The 23,991-nt window shown below is 62.5% G+C and carries 23 protein-coding genes and 1 pseudogene; 12 read left to right on the top strand and 12 right to left on the bottom strand.

The annotated features are described in order from the left end of the window. Positions 1 to 41 precede the first annotated feature (41 nt). The 6 genes from G4D79_RS24285 to yhjD are packed head-to-tail and all read left to right on the top strand — an operon-like array spanning position 42 to position 5,318. Positions 42 to 1,250: an MFS transporter gene (locus G4D79_RS24285; RefSeq protein WP_373938154.1), complete on the top strand. Its 1,209-nt coding sequence runs from the start codon at positions 42 to 44 to the stop codon at positions 1,248 to 1,250. 36 nt (positions 1,251 to 1,286) lie between these two features. After that, positions 1,287 to 2,132, top strand: a complete 846-nt coding sequence (locus G4D79_RS24280; protein WP_020969128.1) for an exodeoxyribonuclease III — start codon at positions 1,287 to 1,289, stop codon at positions 2,130 to 2,132. Positions 2,133 to 2,158: 26 nt separating this feature from the next. After that, on the top strand, positions 2,159 to 2,677 hold the full coding sequence (locus tag G4D79_RS24275; protein WP_058226543.1) for a ribonuclease domain-containing protein: 519 nt from the start codon (positions 2,159 to 2,161) through the stop codon (positions 2,675 to 2,677). Continuing rightward, entirely contained in the window at positions 2,677 to 3,171 is a 495-nt protein-coding gene (locus tag G4D79_RS24270; protein WP_214514475.1) for a barstar family protein, read from the top strand. The genes G4D79_RS24275 and G4D79_RS24270 overlap by 1 nt, the downstream gene beginning before the upstream one ends. 26 nt (positions 3,172 to 3,197) lie before the next feature. After that, the gene (gene trpS / locus G4D79_RS24265; protein WP_003941025.1) at positions 3,198 to 4,232 is read left to right on the top strand and encodes a tryptophan--tRNA ligase; all 1,035 of its coding nucleotides are present in this window, start codon (positions 3,198 to 3,200) and stop codon (positions 4,230 to 4,232) included. A gap of 51 nt (positions 4,233 to 4,283) precedes the next feature. Next, positions 4,284 to 5,318 (top strand): inner membrane protein YhjD, encoded by a 1,035-nt coding sequence (gene yhjD, locus G4D79_RS24260; RefSeq protein ID WP_042449663.1) that lies wholly within the window; start codon positions 4,284 to 4,286, stop codon positions 5,316 to 5,318. Here the strand turns inward: yhjD and G4D79_RS24255 are convergent. Both G4D79_RS24255 and G4D79_RS34650 read right to left on the bottom strand, forming a co-directional pair. Further along, entirely contained in the window at positions 5,315 to 6,628 is a 1,314-nt protein-coding gene (locus G4D79_RS24255) for a D-alanyl-D-alanine carboxypeptidase family protein (protein ID WP_082920581.1), read from the bottom strand. The genes yhjD and G4D79_RS24255 overlap by 4 nt on opposite strands. A gap of 90 nt (positions 6,629 to 6,718) precedes the next feature. Further along, positions 6,719 to 7,093 carry a hypothetical protein gene (locus G4D79_RS34650; protein ID WP_250887571.1) on the bottom strand — a complete coding sequence of 125 codons (375 nt, stop codon included), beginning with the start codon at positions 7,091 to 7,093 and terminating at the stop codon, positions 6,719 to 6,721. On the opposite strand from G4D79_RS34650, the gene G4D79_RS34645 reads away from it, so the two are divergent. After that, the gene (locus G4D79_RS34645) at positions 7,092 to 7,400 is read left to right on the top strand and encodes a dihydrofolate reductase family protein (RefSeq protein ID WP_250887570.1); all 309 of its coding nucleotides are present in this window, start codon (positions 7,092 to 7,094) and stop codon (positions 7,398 to 7,400) included. The genes G4D79_RS34650 and G4D79_RS34645 overlap by 2 nt on opposite strands. A gap of 62 nt (positions 7,401 to 7,462) precedes the next feature. On the opposite strand, the gene G4D79_RS24245 is transcribed toward G4D79_RS34645, so the two are convergent. Genes G4D79_RS24245 through iolC form a run of 8 tightly spaced genes read right to left on the bottom strand, consistent with a single transcriptional unit; the run spans position 7,463 to position 16,665 of the window. Then, positions 7,463 to 8,968: a CoA-acylating methylmalonate-semialdehyde dehydrogenase gene (locus tag G4D79_RS24245; RefSeq protein WP_214514474.1), complete on the bottom strand. Its 1,506-nt coding sequence runs from the start codon at positions 8,966 to 8,968 to the stop codon at positions 7,463 to 7,465. A 24-nt stretch (positions 8,969 to 8,992) separates the two neighbouring features. Next, positions 8,993 to 9,877, bottom strand: a complete 885-nt coding sequence (locus G4D79_RS24240; RefSeq protein WP_007727374.1) for a sugar phosphate isomerase/epimerase family protein — start codon at positions 9,875 to 9,877, stop codon at positions 8,993 to 8,995. A gap of 2 nt (positions 9,878 to 9,879) precedes the next feature. Then, on the bottom strand, positions 9,880 to 10,920 hold the full coding sequence (locus G4D79_RS24235; RefSeq protein WP_007727372.1) for a Gfo/Idh/MocA family protein: 1,041 nt from the start codon (positions 10,918 to 10,920) through the stop codon (positions 9,880 to 9,882). Positions 10,921 to 10,946: 26 nt separating this feature from the next. Beyond that, the gene (locus G4D79_RS24230; RefSeq protein ID WP_007727370.1) at positions 10,947 to 11,852 is read right to left on the bottom strand and encodes a sugar phosphate isomerase/epimerase; all 906 of its coding nucleotides are present in this window, start codon (positions 11,850 to 11,852) and stop codon (positions 10,947 to 10,949) included. Between the two features lie 52 nt (positions 11,853 to 11,904). Then, positions 11,905 to 13,860, bottom strand: coding sequence for a 3D-(3,5/4)-trihydroxycyclohexane-1,2-dione acylhydrolase (decyclizing) (iolD, locus tag G4D79_RS24225; RefSeq protein WP_030535076.1), 1,956 nt, complete (start codon positions 13,858 to 13,860; stop codon positions 11,905 to 11,907). A gap of 14 nt (positions 13,861 to 13,874) precedes the next feature. After that, positions 13,875 to 14,747: a 5-deoxy-glucuronate isomerase gene (gene iolB, locus G4D79_RS24220; protein WP_192712569.1), complete on the bottom strand. Its 873-nt coding sequence runs from the start codon at positions 14,745 to 14,747 to the stop codon at positions 13,875 to 13,877. Positions 14,748 to 14,768: 21 nt separating this feature from the next. Continuing rightward, complete coding sequence (locus tag G4D79_RS24215) at positions 14,769 to 15,668, bottom strand: hypothetical protein (RefSeq protein ID WP_021332504.1); 900 nt, start codon at positions 15,666 to 15,668, stop codon at positions 14,769 to 14,771. Next, positions 15,661 to 16,665 (bottom strand): 5-dehydro-2-deoxygluconokinase, encoded by a 1,005-nt coding sequence (gene iolC, locus G4D79_RS24210; protein WP_030535074.1) that lies wholly within the window; start codon positions 16,663 to 16,665, stop codon positions 15,661 to 15,663. The genes G4D79_RS24215 and iolC overlap by 8 nt, the downstream gene beginning before the upstream one ends. Positions 16,666 to 16,864: 199 nt before the next feature. On the opposite strand from iolC, the gene G4D79_RS24205 reads away from it, so the two are divergent. From G4D79_RS24205 to G4D79_RS24185, 5 genes and pseudogenes are all read left to right on the top strand, one after another. After that, a complete protein-coding gene (locus tag G4D79_RS24205; protein WP_003941006.1) occupies positions 16,865 to 17,602 on the top strand; it encodes a GntR family transcriptional regulator in 738 nt (245 codons plus the stop codon). 106 nt (positions 17,603 to 17,708) lie between these two features. Continuing rightward, positions 17,709 to 18,857: a Gfo/Idh/MocA family protein gene (locus G4D79_RS24200; RefSeq protein WP_021332507.1), complete on the top strand. Its 1,149-nt coding sequence runs from the start codon at positions 17,709 to 17,711 to the stop codon at positions 18,855 to 18,857. Positions 18,858 to 18,887: 30 nt separating this feature from the next. Next, positions 18,888 to 20,273: pseudogene (locus tag G4D79_RS24195) on the top strand (MFS transporter). Positions 20,274 to 20,394: 121 nt separating this feature from the next. Continuing rightward, entirely contained in the window at positions 20,395 to 21,831 is a 1,437-nt protein-coding gene (gene iri / locus G4D79_RS24190; protein ID WP_214514473.1) for a rifampin monooxygenase Iri, read from the top strand. A 58-nt stretch (positions 21,832 to 21,889) separates the two neighbouring features. Beyond that, positions 21,890 to 22,315, top strand: a complete 426-nt coding sequence (locus G4D79_RS24185) for a hypothetical protein (protein ID WP_250887569.1) — start codon at positions 21,890 to 21,892, stop codon at positions 22,313 to 22,315. Positions 22,316 to 22,354: 39 nt separating this feature from the next. Here the strand turns inward: G4D79_RS24185 and G4D79_RS24180 are convergent, their stop codons facing one another. Further along, on the bottom strand, positions 22,355 to 22,672 hold the full coding sequence (locus tag G4D79_RS24180; RefSeq protein ID WP_250887568.1) for a hypothetical protein: 318 nt from the start codon (positions 22,670 to 22,672) through the stop codon (positions 22,355 to 22,357). A gap of 61 nt (positions 22,673 to 22,733) precedes the next feature. After that, positions 22,734 to 23,918, bottom strand: a complete 1,185-nt coding sequence (locus G4D79_RS24175; protein ID WP_214514471.1) for a phytanoyl-CoA dioxygenase family protein — start codon at positions 23,916 to 23,918, stop codon at positions 22,734 to 22,736. Positions 23,919 to 23,991: the final 73 nt, after the last annotated feature.

The raw sequence follows: 23,991 nt of genomic DNA, 5'->3' as shown, positions 1-23,991 counted from the left end.
TCACTTGGAAGTTCAACCAGGTGTGAGACCACAATTGATCAGTGACTTCGTCTACCCTCTCCCGTTCTGACACCTCGACACCCGGGGTTCGTTCCGCCAGAGGTCCGGCGATGCTCGCTCTCGCTCTCGGCGGTTTCGGTATCGGCACCACGGAGTTCGTCGCCATGGGGTTGCTCCCGGAAATGGCATCCGGACTCGGCGTCTCGGAACCCGTCGCGGGTCACGTGATCTCGGCGTACGCGCTCGGGGTTGTCGTCGGCGCTCCGCTGATCGCTGCACTCACCGCACGAGTACCGCGCCGCACCCTGTTGATCGCACTCATGGTCGCGTTCACCGTCGGCAATGCCGCCTCGGTTTTCGCGCCCTCGTACACGACGCTGATGATGGCCCGCTTCGTCGCCGGATTGCCGCACGGCGCGTATTTCGGAGTCGCCGCACTGGTCGCAGCTCACCTGGCCGAACCGGGAAAACGCGCGAAGGCCGTCGCCATGGTGATGATGGGTCTTTCCGTGGCCAACGTGATCGGGGTACCGGTCGCGGCCTGGATCGGCCAGGCACTCGGCTGGCGCAGCGCCTTTGCCTTGGTTGCGGTGATCGGAGTGGCAACGGTTGCTTCGCTGTTCGTCTGGATTCCGCGGTTGGACGGCATGCCGGTGACGAATCCGATCACCGAACTCGGGGCACTGGGCCGCGTTCAGGTGTGGATGACCCTGATCGTGGGCATGGTCGGATTCGGCGGGATGTTTGCCGTCTACACCTACATCAGTACGACTCTCACCGACGTGTCCGGGCTTGGCGCTTCGTTCATTCCCCTCGCACTCATGCTGTACGGACTGGGCATGGTGGCCGGCAACTTCGTCGGTGGATACCTCGCGGATCGCGCACTGATGAAGGGCTTGTTCCTGTCGATGGGATCCCTCGTTGTGATCCTCGCGATCTTCGTTATCGCCGTGCGCAATCCGTACACGGCGCTCGTCTTCGTCTTCCTCATCGGGCTCGCCGGGTCGTCGATGGTGCCTGGCCTCCAGACACGGTTGATGGATGTCGCCGAGGATGCTCAGACCTTGGCCGCGTCTCTCAATCACGCCGCACTCAACATCGCCAACGCCTTCGGAGCGTGGATCGGCGGCGTCGTCATCGCAGCCGGTTACGGGTACACCGCGCCGGCAGCGGTGGGGTCGTTGCTGGCCGTCGCGGGTCTCGTCGTGCTGGCGGTGGCGGTGATTCTGCAGCGTAGGGCCGCGCGCTGACCTGGGCGCCCATCCGCGTCGGTGGAATCGGCTACGGTGCTTGCCGTGCCACAAACTGCTGACTCCCACATTCTTGCGCCCCACACCATCACGTCCGTGAACGTCAACGGCGTTCGAGCAGCTGCCCGCAAGGGCATGCTCGACTGGCTGGAGAAGACGTCGGCGGATTTCATCTGCCTTCAGGAAACGCGTGCGTCGGACGACCAGCTTCGCGAGACCCTCGAGCCGGCACTCGGCAACGGATGGTTCCTGGTCTCCGCCGAGCCGTCCGCGAAGGGACGCAACGGAGTCGCGGTGCTCTCACGCACGGAACCTGACGCGGTGCGGATCGGTCACGGGGACGACGAGTTTCTCGACGCCGGTCGATACATCGAAGCCGACTTCGCCGATCTGACCGTCGCGAGCCTGTACCTGCCCTCCGGTGAGGCGCTCACGCCGAAGCAGGAGGAGAAGGAGCGGTTCATGGCATCCTTCGCAGTTCACCTCGCCTCCACCGCTGCAGCGGCCGAGGCTGCCGATCGTCACGTGGTGGTCAGCGGTGATTGGAACATCGCGCACACCGAACTCGACCTCAAGAACTGGAAGACCAACAAGAAGTCCTCGGGATTCCTCCCCGAGGAGCGCGCCTGGATGGATCTGCTGTTCGCCGAAGATTCCGCGTGGGTGGACGTCTTCCGCACCCTCCATCCGGGTGTCGACGGCCCGTATTCGTGGTGGTCGTACCGCGGAAAGGCATTCGACAACGATTCGGGTTGGCGTATCGATTACCAGGTTGCCACTCGCGGATACGCCGAGCGGGCCAAGGTCGCGCTCGTGGAACGCGCTGAGTCCTACGACCTCCGTTGGTCGGATCATGCGCCTGTCACCGTCTCGTACCGATAGAGACGCGTATGTCTGAAGGTCTGAAAATGCCGAGCGCAAAGACGCGCAACGCCATCATCACCGTCGTGGTGGCGGTGGTTGCGCTCGTACTGGCGGTCACCCTTTCTTCGCGTGACTCCGACAGTTCGGCGTCGTCGGTGACGAAGTCCTCGAGTGCCCAGTCCTCGACTGTTCAAGCCAAGCCGGGTGCTACCACCAAGGCTGCGCCGTCGAGTTCCGTGCCCTCGAGCTCCGCTGTCAAGACAACGCAGCAGACGAACAGCGATGTGCCGGCGCGGGTTCTCGCCACGCTGGTGGAGATCGACGCCGGGCGGTGGCCGGATTCCGCCAATGCGCCGGGCACCAAGGGCGGCATCACCTTCCGCAACAGCGAAGGCCGTCTGCCCGCTGTCGGTGCCGGTGGCGGACGTGTCGTCTATCAGGAATGGGACGTCAACGCGAAGAAGAACGGCCAAGGACGCGACGCCGAGCGAATCGTCACCGGCAACGACGGTTCGGCGTGGTACACCCTCGATCACTACGACACGTTTGTGAGGATTCGCTGATGTCCGATTCGTCTACGGTCAGCGTGGCGCAGTGGCTGGATCCGTCTTCGGATGTGGTTTCGGTGGCGCTGCAGAGCGACCCGGCCGTTGCAGATGATCTTGCACGTCAACTCCGTGCCGAGAATTTTATCGTTCGGGTGGTTCGCGGAGAGAACATGCGGACAACGGCGCAGGTCGTCGACGAGTTTGCGGCAGCCTTCCAGTTTCCGTCCCACTTCGGGCGAAACAAAGACGCTTTCGACGATGTCATGCGCGATCTCGACGACGTCCTCGGACTCGGCGCTGGATATGTAGTTGTGGTCCGAGGTGCGGGTTCTCTACTGTCCGAGCAACAGGATCAGTTGGAGTGGTTCCGCGAAACGATGGACTTCTACGCCGAAGAATGGGAACCCGTCGTTTTCCGGACCGTCTACCAGTTCGGTGCGGAGGACCTCACCGCCCACGGTGAAGACCTCGTCGAACTCGACTACCCGGGCACCACGCCACTGCACTGATTTCCACTCGTGAAAAGATCGGAACCATGTCGACCCCTGCAGAACAGAAGCCCACCGCAAAGCCTCGCGTGCTTTCCGGAATCCAGCCGACGTCGGATTCTTTCCACCTCGGCAACTACCTGGGTGCGCTGCAGCAGTGGGTTCCGTTGCAGGACGATTTCGACGCTTTCTACTTCATTCCGGATCTTCACGCCATCACGGTGACGCAGGACCCGAAGGAATTGCGTCGTCGCACCAAGGTTGCGGTGGCTCAGCTCCTTGCGGTGGGGATCGATCCGGATCGGGCGACGCTGTTCGTACAGAGTCAGGTTCCCGAGCACGCACAGTTGGCGTGGGTCCTGAACTGCATCACCGGTTTCGGTGAAGCCAGCCGTATGACGCAGTTCAAGGACAAGTCCGCCAAGCAAGGCAGCGACAACGCCAGTGTCGGTTTGTTCACGTATCCGGTTCTGATGGCCGCGGACATCCTTCTGTACCGCCCGCAGCGCGTCCCCGTGGGTGAGGATCAGCGTCAGCACCTCGAACTCGCACGCGATCTGGCCGGCCGGTTCAACACCCGCTACGGCAAGGCGTTCGTCGTTCCCGAGCCGCAGATCATCAAGGGCACGGCAAAGATCTACGACCTGCAGGATCCGACCGCCAAGATGAGCAAGTCCGCCGCCAGTGCGGCCGGACTGATCAATCTGCTCGACGATCCGAAGGTGTCGGCAAAAAAGATCAAGTCGGCCGTCACCGACAACGAGCGCGAGATTCGTTTCGACCCGCAGGCCAAGCCGGGCGTCAGCAACCTGCTCACCATTCAGTCGGCTCTCTCGGGAGTACCGATCGAGACTCTGGTGGCCGGTTACGAGGGCAAGGGGTACGGCGACCTCAAGACCGATACCGCTGACGTGCTGACCGAGTTCGTCACCCCACTCAAGGCGAAGGTCGACGGTTACCTTGCCGACGAGGCAGAGCTGGATCGCATCATCGCGGCTGGAGCGCACCGCGCCCGTGAGGTGTCTTCACGCACTCTCGCCGCTGTCTATGACAAGGTCGGATTCCTGGCACCGAAGGGCTGACTTACGCGAATTCGGACTCACGACGCCTGACCGAACATGAGGGGGACGGCAATGGCTGACACGGACGACGACGCACCGAGCTTCCTCGAGAAGCAAAGGGCAGCGCGACCCTGGCTCGATCATCTGGTTCGCGCGGCCGGACGGTTTCAAGAGCAAAAAGGCGACTATTACGCTGCTGGTATCACGTACTTCAGCGTTCTCGCGTTGATTCCGATCATGATGGTCGCGTTTGCAGTGGCCGGTTTCGTATTGGCCGGGCATCCCGAGTACCTGGAGTCGATTCAGGAGCAGATCACCAAGAGCATTCCGGGCAGCTTGGGTGACACCATCAACACGCTGATCGATTCGGCCATCGACTCGCGCGCGAGCGTCGGAATCTTCGGCCTCCTGGGTGCTGCGTACGCGGGTCTCGGTTGGATGGCAAACGTTCGAGACGCGCTGACGGCGATGTGGGAGAGCAAGCGCGAGCCGAAGGGTTTCGTACGTACCAAACTTGGTGACGCAGGGGCCCTCGTCGGTCTGGCTCTCGCCATGGTCGTCTCACTGGGAATGTCGGCGCTGAGCAGTGGGCCGGTTGCGACTCAGATCGTGAAATGGCTCAACCTCGAGAACATCACCGGTGTCGGCGTGGGGCTCAGAGTTGCTTCACTGTTGCTCTCACTCCTGGCGACGTGGGCGGTGTTCCTGTGGGTGATCGCCCGACTGCCGCGCGAGCCTGTCACGCTGCGTAGCGCTGCGCAGGCAGCGGTTATCGCCGCGATTGTGTTCGAGATCTTCAAGCAGGTGGGTGCGATCTACCTCGCTGCCGTCACCAACGGACCAGCGGGCGTGGCATTCGGTCCGATCATCGGTTTGCTCGTGTTCGTGTTCACGGCGTCACGGATGCTGCTGTTCTGCACGGCGTGGGCGGCGACGACCAAGGAAAGTATGGCCCTGGCGTTCGTTCCGCCGCCGGATCCCGCAGTGATCTCGCCGCGAATCGTTGTCAGTGACGGTGCTTCACCGTCTCGCGTGGCTGCGCTGATCGCCACGGGTGCGGTTGCCGGCCTGGGTCTTTCGGGCTTCATGCGTCGTCGGCCGCGCTAGCGCCTCCGACGGTTGAGGGCAACGGCTCCCGCCACCAGCGCGATCACCACTACTCCACCGACAGCACCGATGAGGATGCGGTCAGTGGTGTCGGATTCGGCGTCGGTAGCGGTGGGTGCTGCCGAGATCGAGCCTGGTGCAGCGGCAGACGGTGTGCGAGTGACATCGGGACTGGAATCGTCGGTGGATCGGTCCGTCAACGAGCCGACGGTTGTGCTCGCGGGGAGTGCATATCCGTAGTCGAGTAGACGGGCAGCCTGCTCCCACGGACGGATCGGCTTGGCTTCGCCGCCCATCAATGTCACCAGTAGTTTCCGGCCGTTACGCTCCGCGCCACCCACATACGTGTGGCGGGCGTCGTCGGTGAAGCCGGTCTTGCCGCCCAATGCGCCGTCGTAGTTGTAGAGCAGCTGATTGTCGTTGGCGAGAGTGAATCCGGGGCGGTCCTGATCGTCGGGAATCGTCGGATCCTTGGGGAAGCCGGGAAATTCGACGGTCTCGGTATGGATCAGACCGGCAAACGTCGGATTCTGCAGGGCGGTATGGAAAATCACGGCCAGGTCGTACGGCGAGCTGCTCATCCCCGGGCCGTCGAGTCCGGATGGAGTTGCCGTGCGAGTGTCGAGGGCGCCGAGTTCGGCCGCGAGCGCGTTCATTTTCGACACGGCTGCAGCGTCACCGCCGAGTTGGCGGGCAAGAGCATGCGCGGCATCGTTTCCCGACGCCATGACCAGACCCTGCATCAGTTGCCGGTTGGTGTACTTGCCGCCCTTGCCGATGCCGACAGCGCTACCTTCAGCGTCCGCGTCTTCGGCCGTTGCGGTGATTTCGGTGTCGAGATCGAGTTCGTCGAGCGCGACAAGAGCCAAGAGCATCTTGATGGTGCTGGCCGGGCGGTAGCGACCGTGCGGATCTTTGGCGGCGAGGACCTCGCCGGTTTCGGCGTCCGCGAGTACCCATCCTGATGCCGCGATGTCGGCCGGGAGCGGGGGAGCGCCGTCAGGGAGCACAACACCGCACTCGCCGAGCTTGTCTCCACCGACGGGGCTTTCCGGAATCGGGACAGCAGTCGGGGCCGTGGATCCGGGCGCGGGTGCTTCGGAGAGATCGATCGCCGGTGCCGGGCTACTCGTGAACGGGCAGCTGTCGGTGTTGGGTGTTGTGAACGGCGCTTCGGTGGTGGTGGTGGGCGGCGGCGGGGCCGGTTGGGCGCCGGCCACTCCCGAGGTCCCTACGACACCGGTAAACGCAATGCTCCCTGAGAGCACGGTTCCGGCAACTGCCACTGCACACTTTCGACGCCACATCATCGATATACGAGGGTATGCGAACGTGAGGGAACGTCCGAATCGCCACGCAAGCAGAGGGATCGAAAACAGGCGATTCGGTTTGTACATCGGTCATAGTGGACGATCGCCGCCGATGAGTTCCACCACCACGCAGAGTCTGTAACAGTGGGGTAGTCGGCTACTCGAATGGCGCACACGCACTGACGACAGGGGATCGGTATGGGCAAGATCGTGGTGACAGAATTCGTGTCCTTGGACATGGTGATGGAAGCTCCCGGTGGCGAACCGGGTTATGCGCACACTGGATGGGTCTTTCCGTACCAGGAGGGCGATCAGATGAAGTTCAAACTCGACGAAACCCTCGCCGCGGACGTCCTTCTGCTCGGGCGGCGGACCTACGAGAGCTTCGCCGGTGCCTGGCCCGAGCGCGAGGACGACCAAGGCTTTTGCGGACAAGATGAACGAGATGCCCAAGTACGTCGTCATGAGTTCGACCGAACCGCTCGAATGGAACAACTCGACGGCGCTCGACGGTCCCATCGAGGAATCTGTCCCGAAGCTCAAGGAGCAGATCGACGGCGAGATCCTGGTCGCGGGAAGTCGGACGCTCGTCCACGCGTTGTTGCTGGCCGGTCTGGTCGACGAGCTTCGTCTGATGGTCTTCCCGGTCATTCTCGGGTCCGGCGGGAGAGTGTTCCCCGAATCGGCCGACAAGATCGTCCTCGAGTTGAAGGACGATCGTCGGTACGAATCCGGAGTTCAAGTACTGACGTACCACCCCACGGTCACGTAGACCTCTCGAAAACATCTGTGGCCGAGACTCTTCGAAAGTCTCGGCCACAGATGTCTTGCCGGCTAACTGTTCTCGGGGAATCCGAGGTTGATTCCGCCGTGGCTGGGGTCGAGCCAGCGACTGGTGACGGCTTTACCTCGCGTGAAGAAATGAACACCTTCTGTCCCGTGAGCGTGGGTGTCACCGAAGAGGCTGTTCTTCCAGCCGCCGAAGCTGTAGTAGGCCATGGGAACCGGGATGGGGACGTTGATGCCGATCATGCCGACCTCCACCTCGTTCTGGAAGCGTCGGGCAGCGCCGCCGTCGTTGGTGAAGATGGCGGTGCCGTTTCCGTACGGGTTGTTGTTGATCAGTTCGAGGGCTTGGTCGTAGGTATCGACGCGCACGACGGAGAGGACAGGTCCGAAGATTTCGTCGGTGTAGATCGACATGTCGGTGGTGACGTGGTCGATGAGGGTGGGCCCGAGCCAGAAGCCGTCCGGTCCACCATCGGCCTGAACTGTGCGTCCGTCGACCACGATCGTGGCACCGTCCTTCTCGCCGGCATCGACATAGGACGCGACCTTGTCGCGATGGGCCTTGGTGACGAGCGGACCCATGTCGGAGTTCTTGGTGCCGTCACCGGTGACGAGGGGAGTGGTGCGTTCGACGATCTTGGCAACCAGTTCGTCGGCGATGTCGCCGACTGCAACCAGGGCGGAGATCGCCATGCATCGTTCGCCCGCGGAGCCGAATCCCGCGTTGACCATTGCGTCGGCGGCGAGGTCGAGGTCGGCGTCCGGCAGAACGATGGCGTGGTTCTTGGCGCCGCCGAGTGCTTGCACGCGTTTGCCGTTGGCGGTGCCGGTGGCATAGACGTACTGGGCGATGGGGGTGGATCCGACAAACGAAATCGCTTTGACTGCTTTGTTTTCCAGAAGTTCGTCGACGGCGAGCTTGTCACCTTGGAGGACGTTGAAGACGCCGGGGGGCAGACCGGCTTCGGCCCAGAGTTCGGCGAGCCAGATCGCCGCGGTGGGGTCCTTCTCCGAGGGCTTGAGAATCACGGTGTTCCCGGCGGCAATGGCGACCGGGAAGAACCACATGGGGACCATCGCGGGAAAGTTGAAGGGCGAGATGATGCCGACGGGGCCGAGGGGTTGGCGGATGGAGTAGACGTCGACCTTGGTCGATGCATTCTCGGTGTATCCGCCCATGAGGAGATGCGGTATTCCGCAAGCGAATTCGACAACTTCCTGCCCGCGGCTGATTTCGCCGAGGGCGTCGGAGAGAACCTTGCCGTGCTCGGCTGTGATGATCTCGGCGAGTTCACCTTTGCGAGCATTGAGGAGTTCGCGGAAGCTGAACAGTACCTGTGTGCGCCGGGCCAGTGAGGTGTCACGCCAGGCGGGGAAGGCCGCCGCAGCCGCGTCGATGACAGCGCGGGCGTCCTCGAGGTTCGCCAGGGCCAGTCGGCCGGTGATCTGTCCGGTGGCGGGGTTGGTGACGGGAGCGGTGTCCTCGGACGTTCCGGCGAACGGCTTGCCGTTCAGCCAGTGCGCGATGACACGAGTATCAGTGCTGGTCATGGTATTTCCTAGTGGTCTGGTGACTCAGGAGTTCGGGGAGGTGTACTTGGCGACGTAGTCGTTCATCGTCTCGCGCTGGTACCGGGAAACCTCGTGCGCGTTTTCGTTCTCGGCGAAGACGCTCGACACCATCACGGCGTTCTCACGTTCGTAGAAGCCGAGTTTGCCGAGACCGCCGAAGAATTCGTCCCAGTTAACGTCTCCGTCACCGATTTTGAGATGCTGATGCACTCGAACGGCATTGCCTGGCGGGTTGGTGATGTAGCGCAGTCCGTGGGAACGGTGATGATCCATGGTGTCCGCCACGTGAACGAGTCGGACCATGTCGCCGGCGGCCTCCATGATGGCGGGAAGGTCCCCACCCATGTGGAATTGGTGGCACGCCACGATCACCATGCCGAGGTTCTTGGAGTTCACACCACGGATCGTGCGGATCGCGGCTAGTCCGTCTTCGACAAAATCGTCCGGGTGGGGGTCGATCAGGACGTCGATTCCCTCGCGTTCGATGATCGGAACCAGTTCCTCCATCGAACGATAGAACGCACGCTCGGACTCTTCGGCCTTCTCGGGGCGGCCGGAGAATTCGGTGTTCATGACATTGACACCGAGATCGACCGTGATCTGGATGGCCCGCTTCCAGTAACGCACGGCTGCTTCGCGAGCGTCCTCGTCCGGGCCGGACCACCGAAGGACCGGGAGCACCGACGCGATGCCGACTCCCGCACTCGCGCAGGCCTTCCGGAACTCGGTGACGAGCGCGTCGTCGGCTTTCGGGTGATTGAAGAACGGGATCATGTCGACGTGCGGTGTGAGCTGCAGGTACTCGTACCCGAGATCGGCAACAACCTGAGGAAGCTCGAGTAGTGAGTAATCGTGATGGAAAGGTGTGGGGTCGAGTGCGACCTTCATCGCTAAGCTCCGGCCACAGAGTCGCGCGCAACCATGTCCACGACGACGCGCTGACCCGTCTCCAGAGACTTCACACCGGCGGCGCAGACAGCGGCCGCGGCGTACCCGTCCCAAGCACCTGGTCCGTCGATGTAGTTGCCGGTGCCGGCGCCCGTCTTCACTGCCTTGATCCACCGGGCGAACTCGGTGTCGTAGGCCTGCCCGAAGCGTTCGCGGAATCCTGGGGTGATCTGCCCACCCCAGTTGCCGGGCTTGGTCTTTCGGATCAGTCCCACGTCGAGTCCGATCATCGCGCTTCCGAGTTCGCCGACAACTTCGGTGCGCACCTCGTAGGCAACTCCGGTGGTGACAAACACCTCGGCGTCGACGTGTCTGCCGGACTCGGTCTCGAATATCGCGATCTGTGGGTCTTGAATGCCCTCGGGAGCAAGCGAATTCGCGGCCGGTCGGATGATCTGCACTGAGGTGATCTCTTCGTCGAGCAGGAATCGTGTCACGTCGACCTCGTGGACGAGTGAGTCCTTGACGATCATCGCGCTGTCGAAGCCGTTCGGAACCGCAGGATTGCGGTGAGCGCAGTGCACAACGAGAGGGCGACCGAGATCGCCGCTGTCGATCAAATCCTTGAGCTGGGTGTATTCGTGGTCGAACCGGCGCATGAAACCAACCTGGATCAGTCTTTTTCCCAGCGCTGCTTCGGCTTTGACGATCGTGAGCGAACTGTCCGCGTCGGTGGTCAGCGGCTTTTCGCAGAGAACAGGCTTGCCCGCTTCGAGGCAGGCAAGAACCTGCTTCTCATGGGTCGGGCCCGGGGTTGCGAGAACAACGGCGTCGACGTCCTCGGCTGCGATGGCATCGAACGGATCGACGACGACGCGCGCCCCTGGCGTCAGTGCTGCGATTTCCTCGGCGCGGGCGAGAGAGTAGTCGTTGACGACGGTGACGCGGGCACCGCCGATTTTGTTGGTGATGCGGTCGACGTGATCGGCCCCCATGATGCCGACGCCGAGCACTGCGATCCGGAGATCCTGGTTGTCAGACATGCGGTGGTACTCCTCGATTGTGTTGCTCAGTTGAAACGGACGGCGGGGACGCCACAGGTGGACAGGTATTTCTGAGTGCGCGCTGCGATGGGCAGCGGTGTGTCGGGATGGCAGGGATACATGTCCTGCTCGACGATCGCGAACACGTCGATGCCGAGCTTCTCGATGGCCTCCAGAAGCGGCGGCATGTCGGGGATTCCGCGCGGCGGTTCGATCATGGCACCGAGTTTGACGGCCTCACCGAACGGCAGGTCCTCCGCCTCAACCTTGGCGACTATCGCCGGATCCACCTGTTTGAGGTGTAGGTACCCGATGCGCTCCGGATGTTTGTTGATAATTGCGAGATTGTCGCCGCCGCAGTAGCTGATGTGGCCGGTGTCGAGACACAGATTCACGAAACGCTCGTCGGTCCCTTCGAGGAACTTGTAGACGTTGTCTTCGATGTCGACGTGACTGTCGGCATGAGGATGGTACTGCGCCATGACGCCGTACTCCTCGAGCATTGCCTTCCCGAGAGCGTTCATGCCGTCGGTTTTCTTACGCCACTGCTCGGGCGTCAGATTGCGGTCTTCGAGTACCGCTCCGGTGGAAGGGTCGCGCCACATCTCAGGGATGACCACCACGTGCTTGCCGCCGACGGCTGCGGTCAACTTGGCGACGTCCTTGATCTGATTCCAGACGGCATCCCAGGAATCGTCCTGGTGCAGGTGTTCGAAAACGGTACCGGCCGAAAGCTTCAGGCCGCGGGCGCCGAGTTCGTCCGTCAACTTGGCTGGATCGGTCGGAAGGTATCCGAACGGGCCGAGTTCGATCCATTCGTATCCCGACGCGGATACCTCGTCGAGGAATCGTGTGTAAGGGGTCTGCTGTGGATCGTCCGGAAACCACACGCCCCAGGAGTCGGGGGCTGATCCGACGCGAATCGCGCTCATGTCTAGATTCCTTTCGCGGGCAAGCTTTATGGGGTGTGGTTGTGCGGAATTTTCATTCGGATGGACGGAGGTACGGTCGCTGGATCTTCTTCCAGGACTCGTAAGTTGTCCGTGCCTTCTTGGTGGACTCCAGTTCGGAGGTGGCCGATACCGGTACATCCCACCAGGATTCGCTGTCCGGGGCGCCGATCAGCGGATCGGTTTCGACGTGGATGACGGTGCTGGTGTCGCTTGCTTTGGCAACCTTGATCGCGTCGGCGAACTCGGCAGCGGTGTTGGCGCGGATGACGTCGACACCGAGGCTGGCAGCGTTCGCGGCCAGATCGACCGGGAGAACCCCTCCGTCGAGACGTCCGTCATTCGAGCGGTAGCGGTACTGCGTGCCGAAGCGCTGGGAACCCAGCGACTCGGACAGTGAACCGATGGAGGCAAATCCGTGATTCTGCACCAGGACGACGATGACCTTGAGGCGTTCCTGTACGGCGGTGACCAATTCGGTGGCCATCATCAGATAGGAACCGTCTCCGACCATCACGAACACGTCGCGATCGGGGCACGCCATGCGGACGCCTAGACCGCCGGCAACTTCGTATCCCATGCACGAGTACCCGTATTCGACGTGATACCCCTTGGAATCACGGGTTCGCCACAGCTTGTGGAGGTCACCTGGCATTGACCCGGCAGCGCACACCACGACGTCACGTGGATCGGACAGTGTGTTGACCAGGCCGATCACCTGATTCTGATTCAGTGACCCGTCGGCAGCGGGTTCGGCTGGGTTGTAGACGGATTCGACGATCGCATCCCAATCGCGAGCGAGGTCACCGATCCTGGACGCATATTCGTCGTCCACCCGGTAGTCGTTCAGTGCAAGTGCCAGCGCGTCGAGTGCCTCACGTGCGTCGGCGACAACGCTGACTCCGCCCTGCTTCACGGAGTCCAGTGATGCGACGTTGATGTTGACGAAGCGAACGTCGGGATTGGTGAACGCGGTGCGGGACGCGCTCGTGAAATCGCTGTACCGCGTACCGATTCCGATGACGACGTCAGCCTCGGTGGCCAGTGCGTTTGCAGCCGTAGTGCCGGTGGACCCCACCGCCCCGACGGATTGTGGATGGTCGTAGACCAATGAACCCTTGCCGGCCTGGCTCTGCCCCACGGGGATTCCGGTCTGCGCGCAGAACGCTGCCAGAGAGTCGGTGGCCTGGCTGTAGATCACGCCGCCGCCGGCGACGATCAGTGGCTTGCGAGCCGAGCGGATGATCGCGGCGGCGCGTTCGATCACCGATCGTTCGGGGAGCGGGCGGGCCACGTGCCACACCCGTTCGGCGAAGAAGGACTCGGGCCAGTCGAAAGCCTCGGCCTGCACGTCCTGCGGGATGGCGATGGTGACCGCGCCGGTCTCGACGGGATCAGTGAGAACGCGCATCCCGGCGAGCAGAGCGCTCGGCAACTGCTCCGGGCGCCATACCCGATCGAAGTATCGTGAGACGGGTTTGAAAGCGTCGTTGACTGTGACGTCGCCGCTCGACGGGAGTTCGAGTTCCTGTAAGACGGGGGCGCTGGCGCGGGTCGCGAAAGTGTCTGCGGGAAGGAGTAATACAGGTAGACGATTGATGGTGGCCAGTGCCGCGCCGGTGATCATATTGGTGGCACCGGGGCCGACGCTGGACGAGACCGCCCACGTCTGCAGGCGGTCCTTCATGCGGGCGTGCGCGACAGCCGAGTGCACCATCGCCTGTTCATTGCGGCCGAGCACGTAGGGGAGTGTCGGCTCACGGCCGGCGTCGAGATCCTGGATCTCGGCCTGCAAGAGTGCCTGCCCCAGTCCGGCGACGTTGCCGTGCCCGAAGATTCCGAAGCAGCCGGCAAACAGCTTGGTGCGCTGGCCGTCGCGTTCGGTGTACTGGTTGGCGAGGAAGCGGACGACAGCTTGAGAAACAGTGAGGTATACGGTCGGCTCGTCGCGAGGTGGACGATTGCCGGTTGCGTTGTTGGTGGGTGCCACAGCTTTCACTTCCGTCAGTTGTGGGACTGCAACGGCAGTCGAGGGTCGATGTCCTGGTGATCCCAGCTTCCACGTAGCCAGGTGTGTTGCGGATCGTCACAGATGTTCCACGCCCGGATCTCGCCCGAACCTGCCATGACATTGAGGTAGTACATGTGGTGGCCCGGCGCTGCGATGGACGGGCCGTGATAGCCGTGCGGCACGAGAACGACGTCGCCCGAGCGGACTTCCTCGAGCACTTCGATAGGTCTCTCGGCGGTTCCGTACACGCGGTGGTAGCCGAAACCTTCGGTCCCGGTGGGGCTTCTGTCGATCTCGAAGTAGTAGATCTCTTCCAGGGCCGATTCGACGTCGCTGTTCTCGTCGTGTTTGTGGCTGGGATACGACGACCAGTTCCCGCCGGGGGTGATGACCTCACACGCGATGATGGAGTCGGCCTCGAAAGTGTCTGCAGTGGCGAAGTTGTGAACCTGTCGGCTGCAGTTCCCGGCGCCGCGGAGCTCGACCGCAACTCCTGAAGCCGGACCGTAGCGATGGGGGAGCTTGGCGCCGGCGCGCGCTCCGCACAGGGCGAAGCGGCCCCCGTCAGCGCTGCTGACCGAGTAGTCGGCGTCGCGACCGACGTACGCGAAATCGCTCGGACCGTCGAAAACCGATGCGCGGCCGGTCAGGGGAATCTCCGTCCCCTCGGCAACAACCACGGCCGAACCCGCCAGTGGAACGACGATGATCTCGTTCTCGCCGGACTGCAGGTGGACGTCAGCGCCAGGGGCGAGTTCGAGTGTCCACAAGCTGGATTCGGTCCACCCGGCGGACTCCGGCGTGACCACTGTCGTGAAATCACCGTCGGCGGACGATCCGGCGGGGACGTAGTACTTGCTGAACATCTTGCTCCTGCCAGGTCGGTTCTAGTGGACGAGCTTGACTGCGGTGTCGACGGCCGCGGTGACGTCGCCGTCGGGTGGGTAGAGCAGCGCGCGTCCGACGATCAGTCCGCGCACGGACGGCAGCTGAAGTGCAGCGTCCCACTTTGCGTACGTTTCTTCCGGCGCGATCTGCGGATCTCCCCCCAGGAGGAGCGTCGGGAGGGTGGTCGCATCCATGACGCGTTCCATCTCGTCGACGACCGGCAGTTTCATCCACGTGTACGCCGAGGTGGAGCCGAGACCTTGGGAGATGTGGATGGATTTGATGACGGCGTCGGGGCTGAGATCGTTGACGACCTTGCCGTTCACGCGGCTGGAGAGGAACGGCTCGAGCATCGCGATCAGTCCGGCCGCGGCCAGTTCGTCCACGGCTTCGGCACATGCCGTCATGGTGGGCAGTGTGCCCGCGTCGTCGAGTGCGATGCGTAGCAGCATCTTTCCGCCGTTCATTCCGAACTTCGCGGTACCGGCCGCGGTGTAACCCGTCATGCGGTCGTCGAGTTCGAAGCTGGCGCCTGCCAGGCCGCCGCGGTTCATCGACGAGAAGACGACCTTGTCGTCGAGGGCGCCGAGGAGGAGCAGATCGTCGAGAATGTCCGCGGTGCCGAGAACGCCGTCGACTCCGGGATTGTCGAGCGCAGTGCGTAATCTGTCGAGCAGATCTGTACGACTGTTCATCGCTGTCGGCTTGCCACCGACAGACAGTGCCCCACGGGCCGGGTGATCGGCAGCGACGATCATCAGTCGACCATTGCCTCGAACAGTGGCGCGAGGAGTTCGCGCTGCCCACGCCTTTTCGATGATCTGCGGATCGCTCGCACGCAGTTCCGTCACTTCGGCGTAGGTGGTGGCGAGGGGGCGGGCGGCGAGCTTGTCAGACATTGACTGCCTCCGTGGCTGTGGCTTCGGCGAGATCGTGGACTTCTTCGGCGGTCGGCATCGCAGTGGAGCATTCGAGCCGAGATGCGACTATCGCGCCGGCCGCGTTGGCGTACCGCAGTACCTTCTCCAGCGGCCACCCGGCCAACAGTCCGTGGCACAGTGATCCGCCGAAGCTGTCGCCTGCTCCCAGCCCGTTGACCACGTCGACGGCGTTGGGCGGCACGGTGATCGACTGCTTTCGCGTTTTGCCGAGTACGCCCTTCGGGCCCTGCTTCACGATGGCCAGTTCGACGCCGAGGTCGAGAAGCGCGTCGGCGGCCTTGTTCGGATTGGTCTCACCGACCGCGATCTCGCACTCTTCGCGGTTTCCGACGGCTACTGTCACGTGCGCCAGAGCGCGCTGCACCTGATTGGTTGCTTCTTGGGGCGTCGACCAGAACATCGGGCGGTAGTCCAGATCGAGGACCGTCAGCGGGCGTCGTTCGCGGGCTTCCCAGGCAGCGAAGTGTGCACTGCGACTCGGTTCTTCGGACAGCCCTGTCACAGTCGACCAGTAGAGGGACGATGCTCGAACGGCGTCGAGGTCGATGTCTTCCGGGGTGATCCGAAGATCGGGCGCATGCGGCTTGCGGTAGAAGTACAGCGGAAAGTCGTCAGGAGGGAAGATCTCGCAGAACGTCACCGGTGTCGGGTACTCGGAATTGGTGACGACAAACCTGTTGTCGACGCCCAGACGTGCCAACTCGCGTGTGACGAACTTCCCGAAAGGATCGCTGCCTACGCCGGAGATCAGTGCTGCTCGCCGGCCGAGGCGCGCGGCCGCCACCGAGACATTGGCTGCGCTGCCGCCGAGGAACTTGCCGAACGTCTCGACGTCCTCGAGTCCGACACCGGTCTGAAGTGGGTAGATGTCCACCCCCGATCTGCCGATGGCAAGCACGTCGAAGGGTGCGTCAGGGATGTGTGACCCGCTCTGGTGAGTGTTGATGCTTGTCAAAACTGACTCCCGAGAGTTCGTGGTGGGTTGCCCACGCAGGGCACCGATGTATGACTGAAACTGTGCGCCGCGACACAGCGATTGTCAATAGTTTGTCTGGACATTATGACTTGCGGTCAAGTGAATGTTAGTGTTCGCATACACTGCCGAGAGAAGTAGCGTCGATACGGCGCCTTCCCAAGACAGATCGGAGTTGGCCGTGGTCGCAGCACTCGCCGTCGAGTTGGACCGCTCGAGCCCGGTGCCGCTGTATTTTCAGCTGGCACAGGCAATCGAGGGCGCTATTCTCGGTGGCGAACTTGCCCCAGGTGATCGCTTCGAGAACGAACTGGCGTTGGCCAAACGGCTCAATCTCTCACGTCCGACCACTCGACGCGCGATCCAGGAACTGGTGGACAAGGGACTACTTGTTCGTAAGCGGGGAGTCGGAACTCAGGTGGTGCAAAGTCCGGTGCACCGCCCGGTCGAGCTCACCAGCCTGTTCGACGACCTTGCGAGGGCCGGCCAGGCGCCGACGACCAAGCTGCTCGAGTTCACGGTGGGAGTTCCCGCCGAGGACGTTGCCGCGGAACTCAACCTCGAACCTGACGCCGAAGTGGCCACCATCAGGCGTCTGCGAAGCACCAACGGCGAACCGCTTGCCGTGATGACCAACTACATTCCGGTGGACATCGCACCCGATCCCGAGGAGTTGGAGACGCAGGGGCTGTACCAAACCTTGCGAACTCGCGGCGTTCACATCCGTGTCGCGCGGCAGCGAATCGGCGCTCGGGCGGCGACTCGCGAAGAAGCAGGATTGCTCGACGAGAAAGTGGGTGCTGCCCTCTTGACCATGAGCCGCACTGCATTTGACGATTCAGGTAGCGCCGTCGAGTACGGCAGCCACTGCTACCGAGCGTCGCGTTACTACTTCGACACCACCGTGGTCGACCGCTAGATCTCGATCCCGGTGACACGAGTACCCGCCTGACCGAGTCAGTGGGGGTGATTTGTGATCCCAGCATTTCTGCGATCCTTCGATCATTTGACCCGAACGGAGCCTCATGACAGGCATTTCAGTAGCAGTTGCCGGATTCGGATGGATGGGCCGCGTCCACACGCAGGCGTATCTGCGTCTGCGGCAACACTATCCGCAGCTTCCCGTGATCCGCCTGGCTGCCGTCGCCGACGAGGTGCCTGGCAGAGGGGAGGAAGCAGCGGACCAATTCGGTTTCGAAGCTTTCACCCAGGATTGGCGCGATATCGCAGCCGATCCGGCCATCGACGCGGTGAGCATCACGGCCCCGAACTTCTTGCACCGTGAAATCGGCGTCGCAATGGCAGAAGCCGGCAAACACATCTGGATCGAGAAGCCCGTCGGCTTGTCCACGGAAGACGCCAAAGCTGTTGCCGTAGCAGTCTCGAAGGCCGGTGTGCAGTCGACCGTCGGCTTCAACTACCGAAACGCGCCGGCTGTGGCCCTGGCAAAAAGCCTGATCGACTCAGGGGAGTTGGGCACGATCACGCACTCGCGTTTTCGTTTCCTCAGCGACTATGCGGCCCACCCTGAAGGTGCTTTGAGTTGGCGATACGAGCGTGAGCGCGGCGGCGCCGGCGTCCTGGGCGACTTGGCCTCGCACGGCATCGATCTGATTCGTCATCTTCTCGGTGACGTCGACGCTCTCGTTGCGGATACTGCGATCTTCATCCCGGAGCGTGCGCGTCCGTCCGCCGCTACCAGTGGACATGCGCGGGCCAGCGGTGGGGAGATGGGGGCTGTCGAGAACGAAGACTTCGTCAGCGCACTGCTGCGCCTCGGGTCGGGTGGCCGGTGCACCCTCGAAGCATGCCGCGTCGCCGTGGGAGAGCAGAACAATTACGGATTCGAGATTCACGGCACGAAAGGTGCCGTGTTCTGGGACTACCGCCGGATGGGTGAACTGGGCACCAGCCTCGGCTCGAAGTACCAGGACCAATCCGTCACGACGGTTCTGGTCGGCCCAGAGTCGGGTGAGTTCGGCCGCTTCCAGCCTGGCGCGGCCAACGCGATGGGCTACGACGACCTGAAAGTGATCGAGGCTCGCAATTTCATCGCCTCGATCGTGGACGGAGCGCCGCAGGGCGCGACCATCGCTGATGCAGTCGCGTCCGCACAGGCTCTGGACGCGATGGTCGCCTCGGTGACCTCCGGCAGCTGGATTTCTCTCGGCTGATCGACAGCTCCTCCGAAAGGCTCTGGTGCAGTGACATTTCCCCGCGGACTGGCGCTGCTCGTGGCAGCAGCGCTGTTCATGGAGATGCTGGACGCGACGATTCTCGCAACGGCACTGCCGTCGATCGCCCAATCTTTCGGAGTTGACGCCGTCGACGTCAATGTCGCCGTTTCTTCGTACCTCCTGGTGTTGGCCGTCCTGATCCCGGCGAGCGGATGGATGGCCAACAGATTCGGAACGCGACGTGTCTTCATCTCTGCCATAGCCGTTTTCACGGTGGCGTCGGTGGGATGTGCACTGAGCACCTCCCTCCCGATGCTGGTGGGAATGCGTGCTTTACAAGGGGTAGGCGGCGCCATGATGGTGCCGGTAGGGCGGCTCGCAGTATTGCGGGTGACGTCGAAGGCGGAACTCGTACGGGCTATCGCTTACTTGACGTGGCCGGCGCTCACAGCGCCGGTTCTTGCGCCCGCTGTGGGTGGAGCCATCGTGTCGATCGCTTCGTGGCGGTGGATCTTTCTGATCAACGTTCCGATCGGGATCGTCGGGTTTCTGCTGGCATTGCGCATGGTGCCCGACATTCGGCAAACGCAGAAACGGAGCCTTGACTGGCTGGGATTGGTGGTGATCGGAGCAGGCGTCGCAGTGCTTGTCGTGGCGCTCGAGAGCGTGCACAGTGCCGGAACCGACTGGCTAAGAGTGGGCCTCGGGATCGTTGCGGCTCTGATCTTGTTGAGCTTGGCCGTCATTCACCTCGTCCGGTCGGATCATCCGCTCATCGCGCTCGGCGTCCTCTGACTTCGATCGTTTCGGCTCGTCGCGTCGAGCGGCTCGCTGTACCGGCTCGTGATCATGGGCGTGCCGTTTGTGCTGCCGTTGTTGTTCCAAGTGGGATTCGAAATGTCGGCGTTCAAGGCCGGTCTGCTGGTGATGGCTCTGTTCGCGGGGAATATCGCGATCAAACCGCTCACCACTCCGCTCATGCGCAGATTCGGGATCAGACGAGTTCTGGTGGGAAACGGAGTTCTGTCGGTGGTGTGCTTCGGTGCGCTGGTACTGATCTCGTCGACGACACCGGACGTCGTAATCGCTGTCGCACTGTTTGTCAGTGGCGCGTTGCGATCCATCGGGTTCACCGCGTACAACAGCTTGGCGTTCGCCGACGTCGACTCGGGTGAGCTGACCGATGCCAATACTCTGCATGCAACGCTGCAAGAGTTGGCGTCCGGTCTAGGTATTGCACTGTCCGCGTTGGTGATCACGCTCTGCACACCGTTGGCGGAGTCGGGGGATCTGAGCGGCGGAGTGCCGTTTTCTCTGACGCTGGGTGTTCTCGGGGCCATGCTGGTGCCGACGGTGATCGAGAGTTGGCGGCTCCCACGCGATACAGGTGCTGTGGTGTTGGTGCGCCGATGATGAAGCGTCTTCCGCCACCTTCATCATAACGCGGGACCCGGGGCTTGCGGCAAGGCCCCGGTGATGGTGCACACTCGTCTGCTGCGAGCAAGCAAAAGCCTTGCCCGAAGGAGGGGATCGCATGAGTGATGTCATCATTGTCGGTGCTGGACCAACTGGATTGATGCTGGCAGGTGAGCTCCGGCTGCAGGGCGTCGATGTCGTCGTCGTGGACAAGGACGAGGAGCCGACTCAGTTCGTCCGTGCCCTCGGTATCCATGTGCGCAGCATCGAAATCATGGAGCAGCGCGGGTTGCTGGACAAGTTCCTCGCGCACGGCCGCAAATATCCGCTCGGTGGATTCTTCGCGGGGATCAGCAAACCGGCACCGGCGCACCTCGATACTGCGCACGGGTACGTACTGGGCATTCCTCAGCCCGAGATCGACAGGATTCTTGCCGAACATGCCACCGAAGTCGGTGCGGACATTCAGCGAGGGAAGCGCGTCGTCGCGATCCGTCAAGATACCGATAGCGTCACAGCGGAATTGTCCGACGGCACAACACTTCACGCGCGTTATCTCGTGGGCTGCGACGGCGGCCGCAGCACTGTTCGGAAGCTGATCGACGTCGGGTTTCCCGGCGAGCCGTCGAGCGCCGACACGTTGATCGGCGAAATGGACGTGACCATGCCGGCTGATGAACTGGCCGCCGTTGTCGCCGAAATCCGGGAAACGCACAAACGATTCGGAGTCGGTCCCGCCGGCAATGGTGCATTTCGCGTCGTGGTACCCGCGGCCGAAGTTGCCGACGGTCGCGCGGTTCCTACCACCCTCGACGAGATCAAGCAACAGCTACTGGCCATTGCGGGCACCGACTTCGGTGTGCACTCACCGCGGTGGCTCTCGCGCTTCGGCGACGCCACCCGTCTGGCGGAGCACTACCGGCGCGACCGGGTGTTCCTCGCCGGCGATGCCGCACACATCCACCCACCGATGGGCGGACAAGGCCTCAATCTCGGTGTCCAAGATGCCTTCAACCTCGGCTGGAAGCTCGCCGCCGAGATCAACGGCTGGGCACCGGACGGCCTGCTCGACACTTACGAATCGGAACGGCGTCCGGTGGCTGCCGACGTTCTCGACAACACGCGCGCGCAGGCGGAGCTGATCTCCACCGCAGCCGGTCCACAAGCTGTGCGACGCTTGATCTCCGAGTTGATGGACTTCGAAGACGTCAAGCGTTATCTGACCGAGAAGATCACTGCGATCTCGATTCGCTACGATTTCGGCGAAGGCGACGACCTACTCGGTCGGAGGCTGCGAAACATCGCGTTGACGCGCGGCAACCTGTACGACCTGATGCGATCCGGCCGCGGACTTCTTCTCGACCAGGGTGGCCAACTGTCCGTCGATGGTTGGAGCGATCGCGCCGACCACATCGTTGACACAAGCACTGAATTGGACGCTCCGGCTGTCCTGCTTCGGCCGGACGGTCATGTGGCATGGGTCGGGGATACACAGGCGGAGTTGGATACTCAGCTGTCCACGTGGTTCGGCCGGCCGGCGACGGGCCCCGTGTGACTCTTCGGATTCGGCAACCGAGCACCGTGGCGACTCGGACGCACTACCGTTGACGACTATGAGGCGAAGGTCAGCACAGGTTGCGGCTGCGGCAGCGGGCTCTGTGGGAGCGCTGATGCTGACAAGCTGCACGACCAATGTCGATGTGCCGAAAACCTTTGCCGCCACGATAACGGTGACCGGTCAGGCAGAGCAGGCCGAGACGGTCTCTGGAGAGTGCGTGATCGACATGATTCGTGTTGCTCCGAACGACCAGATTCAGATTTTCGGGGGCAGCGGCGCTGCATCCACAAGGTCGACACTCGAGGTCGAGGCAATCGATCAACTTCCCGACGGAATGAGCACCTGCTCCTACACCGCACATTTTGATGCCGTCCCCGCAAACCAGAGAAACTATGAGGTGAGCTTGGGCCACTTCTCTCCGGAGTCCTTCAGCTCAGATGAGTTGGAGAACGGTGTCACCTATCAACTTCGCCGGCCCTGACTGAACCAGTTCTCCCTCGCGTTGTATCCGGTCCGACTTTCACTGAGCTCGCTTGGTGGTCCCGTCGCCTCCGCGCTGTCGAGCCTTACCGGGGTTGATGTGGAGCCGAACACCCTCGTAGGCGACTGTGTACGGCACATCGTCGTCGTTGTCCGGGCCGCCGGAGTCCGCAGGATCCGGAAGTTCCGCGATCTGTTCGATGACAGTCTGTGCTCGCGCCGCACCGGGATCGAACATCTCCTGAAACGGCCCGACGAACGACCCCCCAAGCCCGCGGCGCCTTGCCCGAACAGCCGCCCACCCGAACACCGCCAACGGGCCGATCATGGCGAACAGCACTAACAAGTCCCACCCCATGCCATGAGCGTACCGACTGACCGGCATTGGGCGGTCCAAGTCTCGTCAGCGGTGCCGTCCCTCAGGCCATTCGTCTCTCGGACTGTGCCTTCAGCAACTCGGCCAGATGGTCAGGCGAGATCCGCTCGCGAACCGCCTCCATCACTAGTTCGGCCTGCGTCTGAGGCGCGAGGCCGTCGATCGGTTGGTCTCGGTCCAGATTGGTCGGGAAGGCGTAGCCCTCAGCGGAAGCGGCGACGGCACAGCGAACGGACTCGTCGGAACCTGCTTCGCTGAGGGCGAGCAGTGCCGGATAGATCGCGTTGACGAGCGCCTCCCGGTCAATGGTTCCGAGGGCGCGACCGAAGGCTGACGACACCTGAAGAAGATTTGCCATGCGCAGGACGTCGGCGGATTTGTTGTGCCCGGCGGCGTGGAACAGTGCAGGGTTGAAGAAGACGGCATCTCCCTTCTCCAAAGGTAATTGGACGTAATTGGCCTCGAAGAACTCCTTGAACTCGGGACGCTCGAACGCGAGGTATCCGGATTCGAATTGTTGGGAGTACGGCAGATATTTCGTCGGGCCAGTCTCGACCGGCATGTCCACATGGGCGACTGCACCTTGCAAGGTGAGAGCGGGGGTCAAGCGATGAACGTGCGCTCGGAACTTCGCAGCGACGTCGCTCGACATGAAACCGAGGTGGTAGTCGCGATGTGGATTCTGTGCGGCGCCACCGGGATTGACGACGTTGACGTCCGACGTCACCTGATACATGGGGCCGAGCCAGGCTTCCGAAGCTAAAGCGACAATGCTGTTTGCGTAGTAGTCGACGTAAGCCTTGGGATCTTCGAGCGCCAACTTCAGTTGTGCTCCCCAGATCCGGTCATTGGCTCCGGGTTTGGCGAAGTGATCCCCGGACGTCGCGCCGGATTCGTGTTGGCGCGCAATGAGTTCACGGAAGACCGCACTGGCGCGATCCAATACCTCCGCGTCGAACGCGCCTTGGAAGACCGTGATGCCTGGACCGGTGAGTAACGCGCGGGCGATCTCGTCCTGAATCTCCGCCCGGATTTCAGGACTCGACAATTTGTCGACCAGAGCATCCGAGCGGTAGAGAAGAACGCCGTCGACCACCGAATGGGCGTACGGGTAATCGGCGGGGTCTGTCTCGTGTGCGACCAGAGCGGCGAAGTCTTCGATGTTGCAATCTTCTCGGTGCAACCTACCCGCGAACGGCACGGTGTGGTCGGTCAGTGCTGGAGTCATTCGGGGGCCTTCCTGCGGAGTTCACGATGTGCTGTGACTCAAAGACTGCCAAGGAAAAGCCATCGAAACTACC

It is taken from the genome of Rhodococcus sp. WY5, from assembly GCF_018588185.1.
Lineage (GTDB): Bacteria > Actinomycetota > Actinomycetes > Mycobacteriales > Mycobacteriaceae > Rhodococcus_F > Rhodococcus_F qingshengii.
Note: the sequence above shows the minus strand (reverse complement) of the source record. Positions and strands in the feature narration are given on the sequence as shown.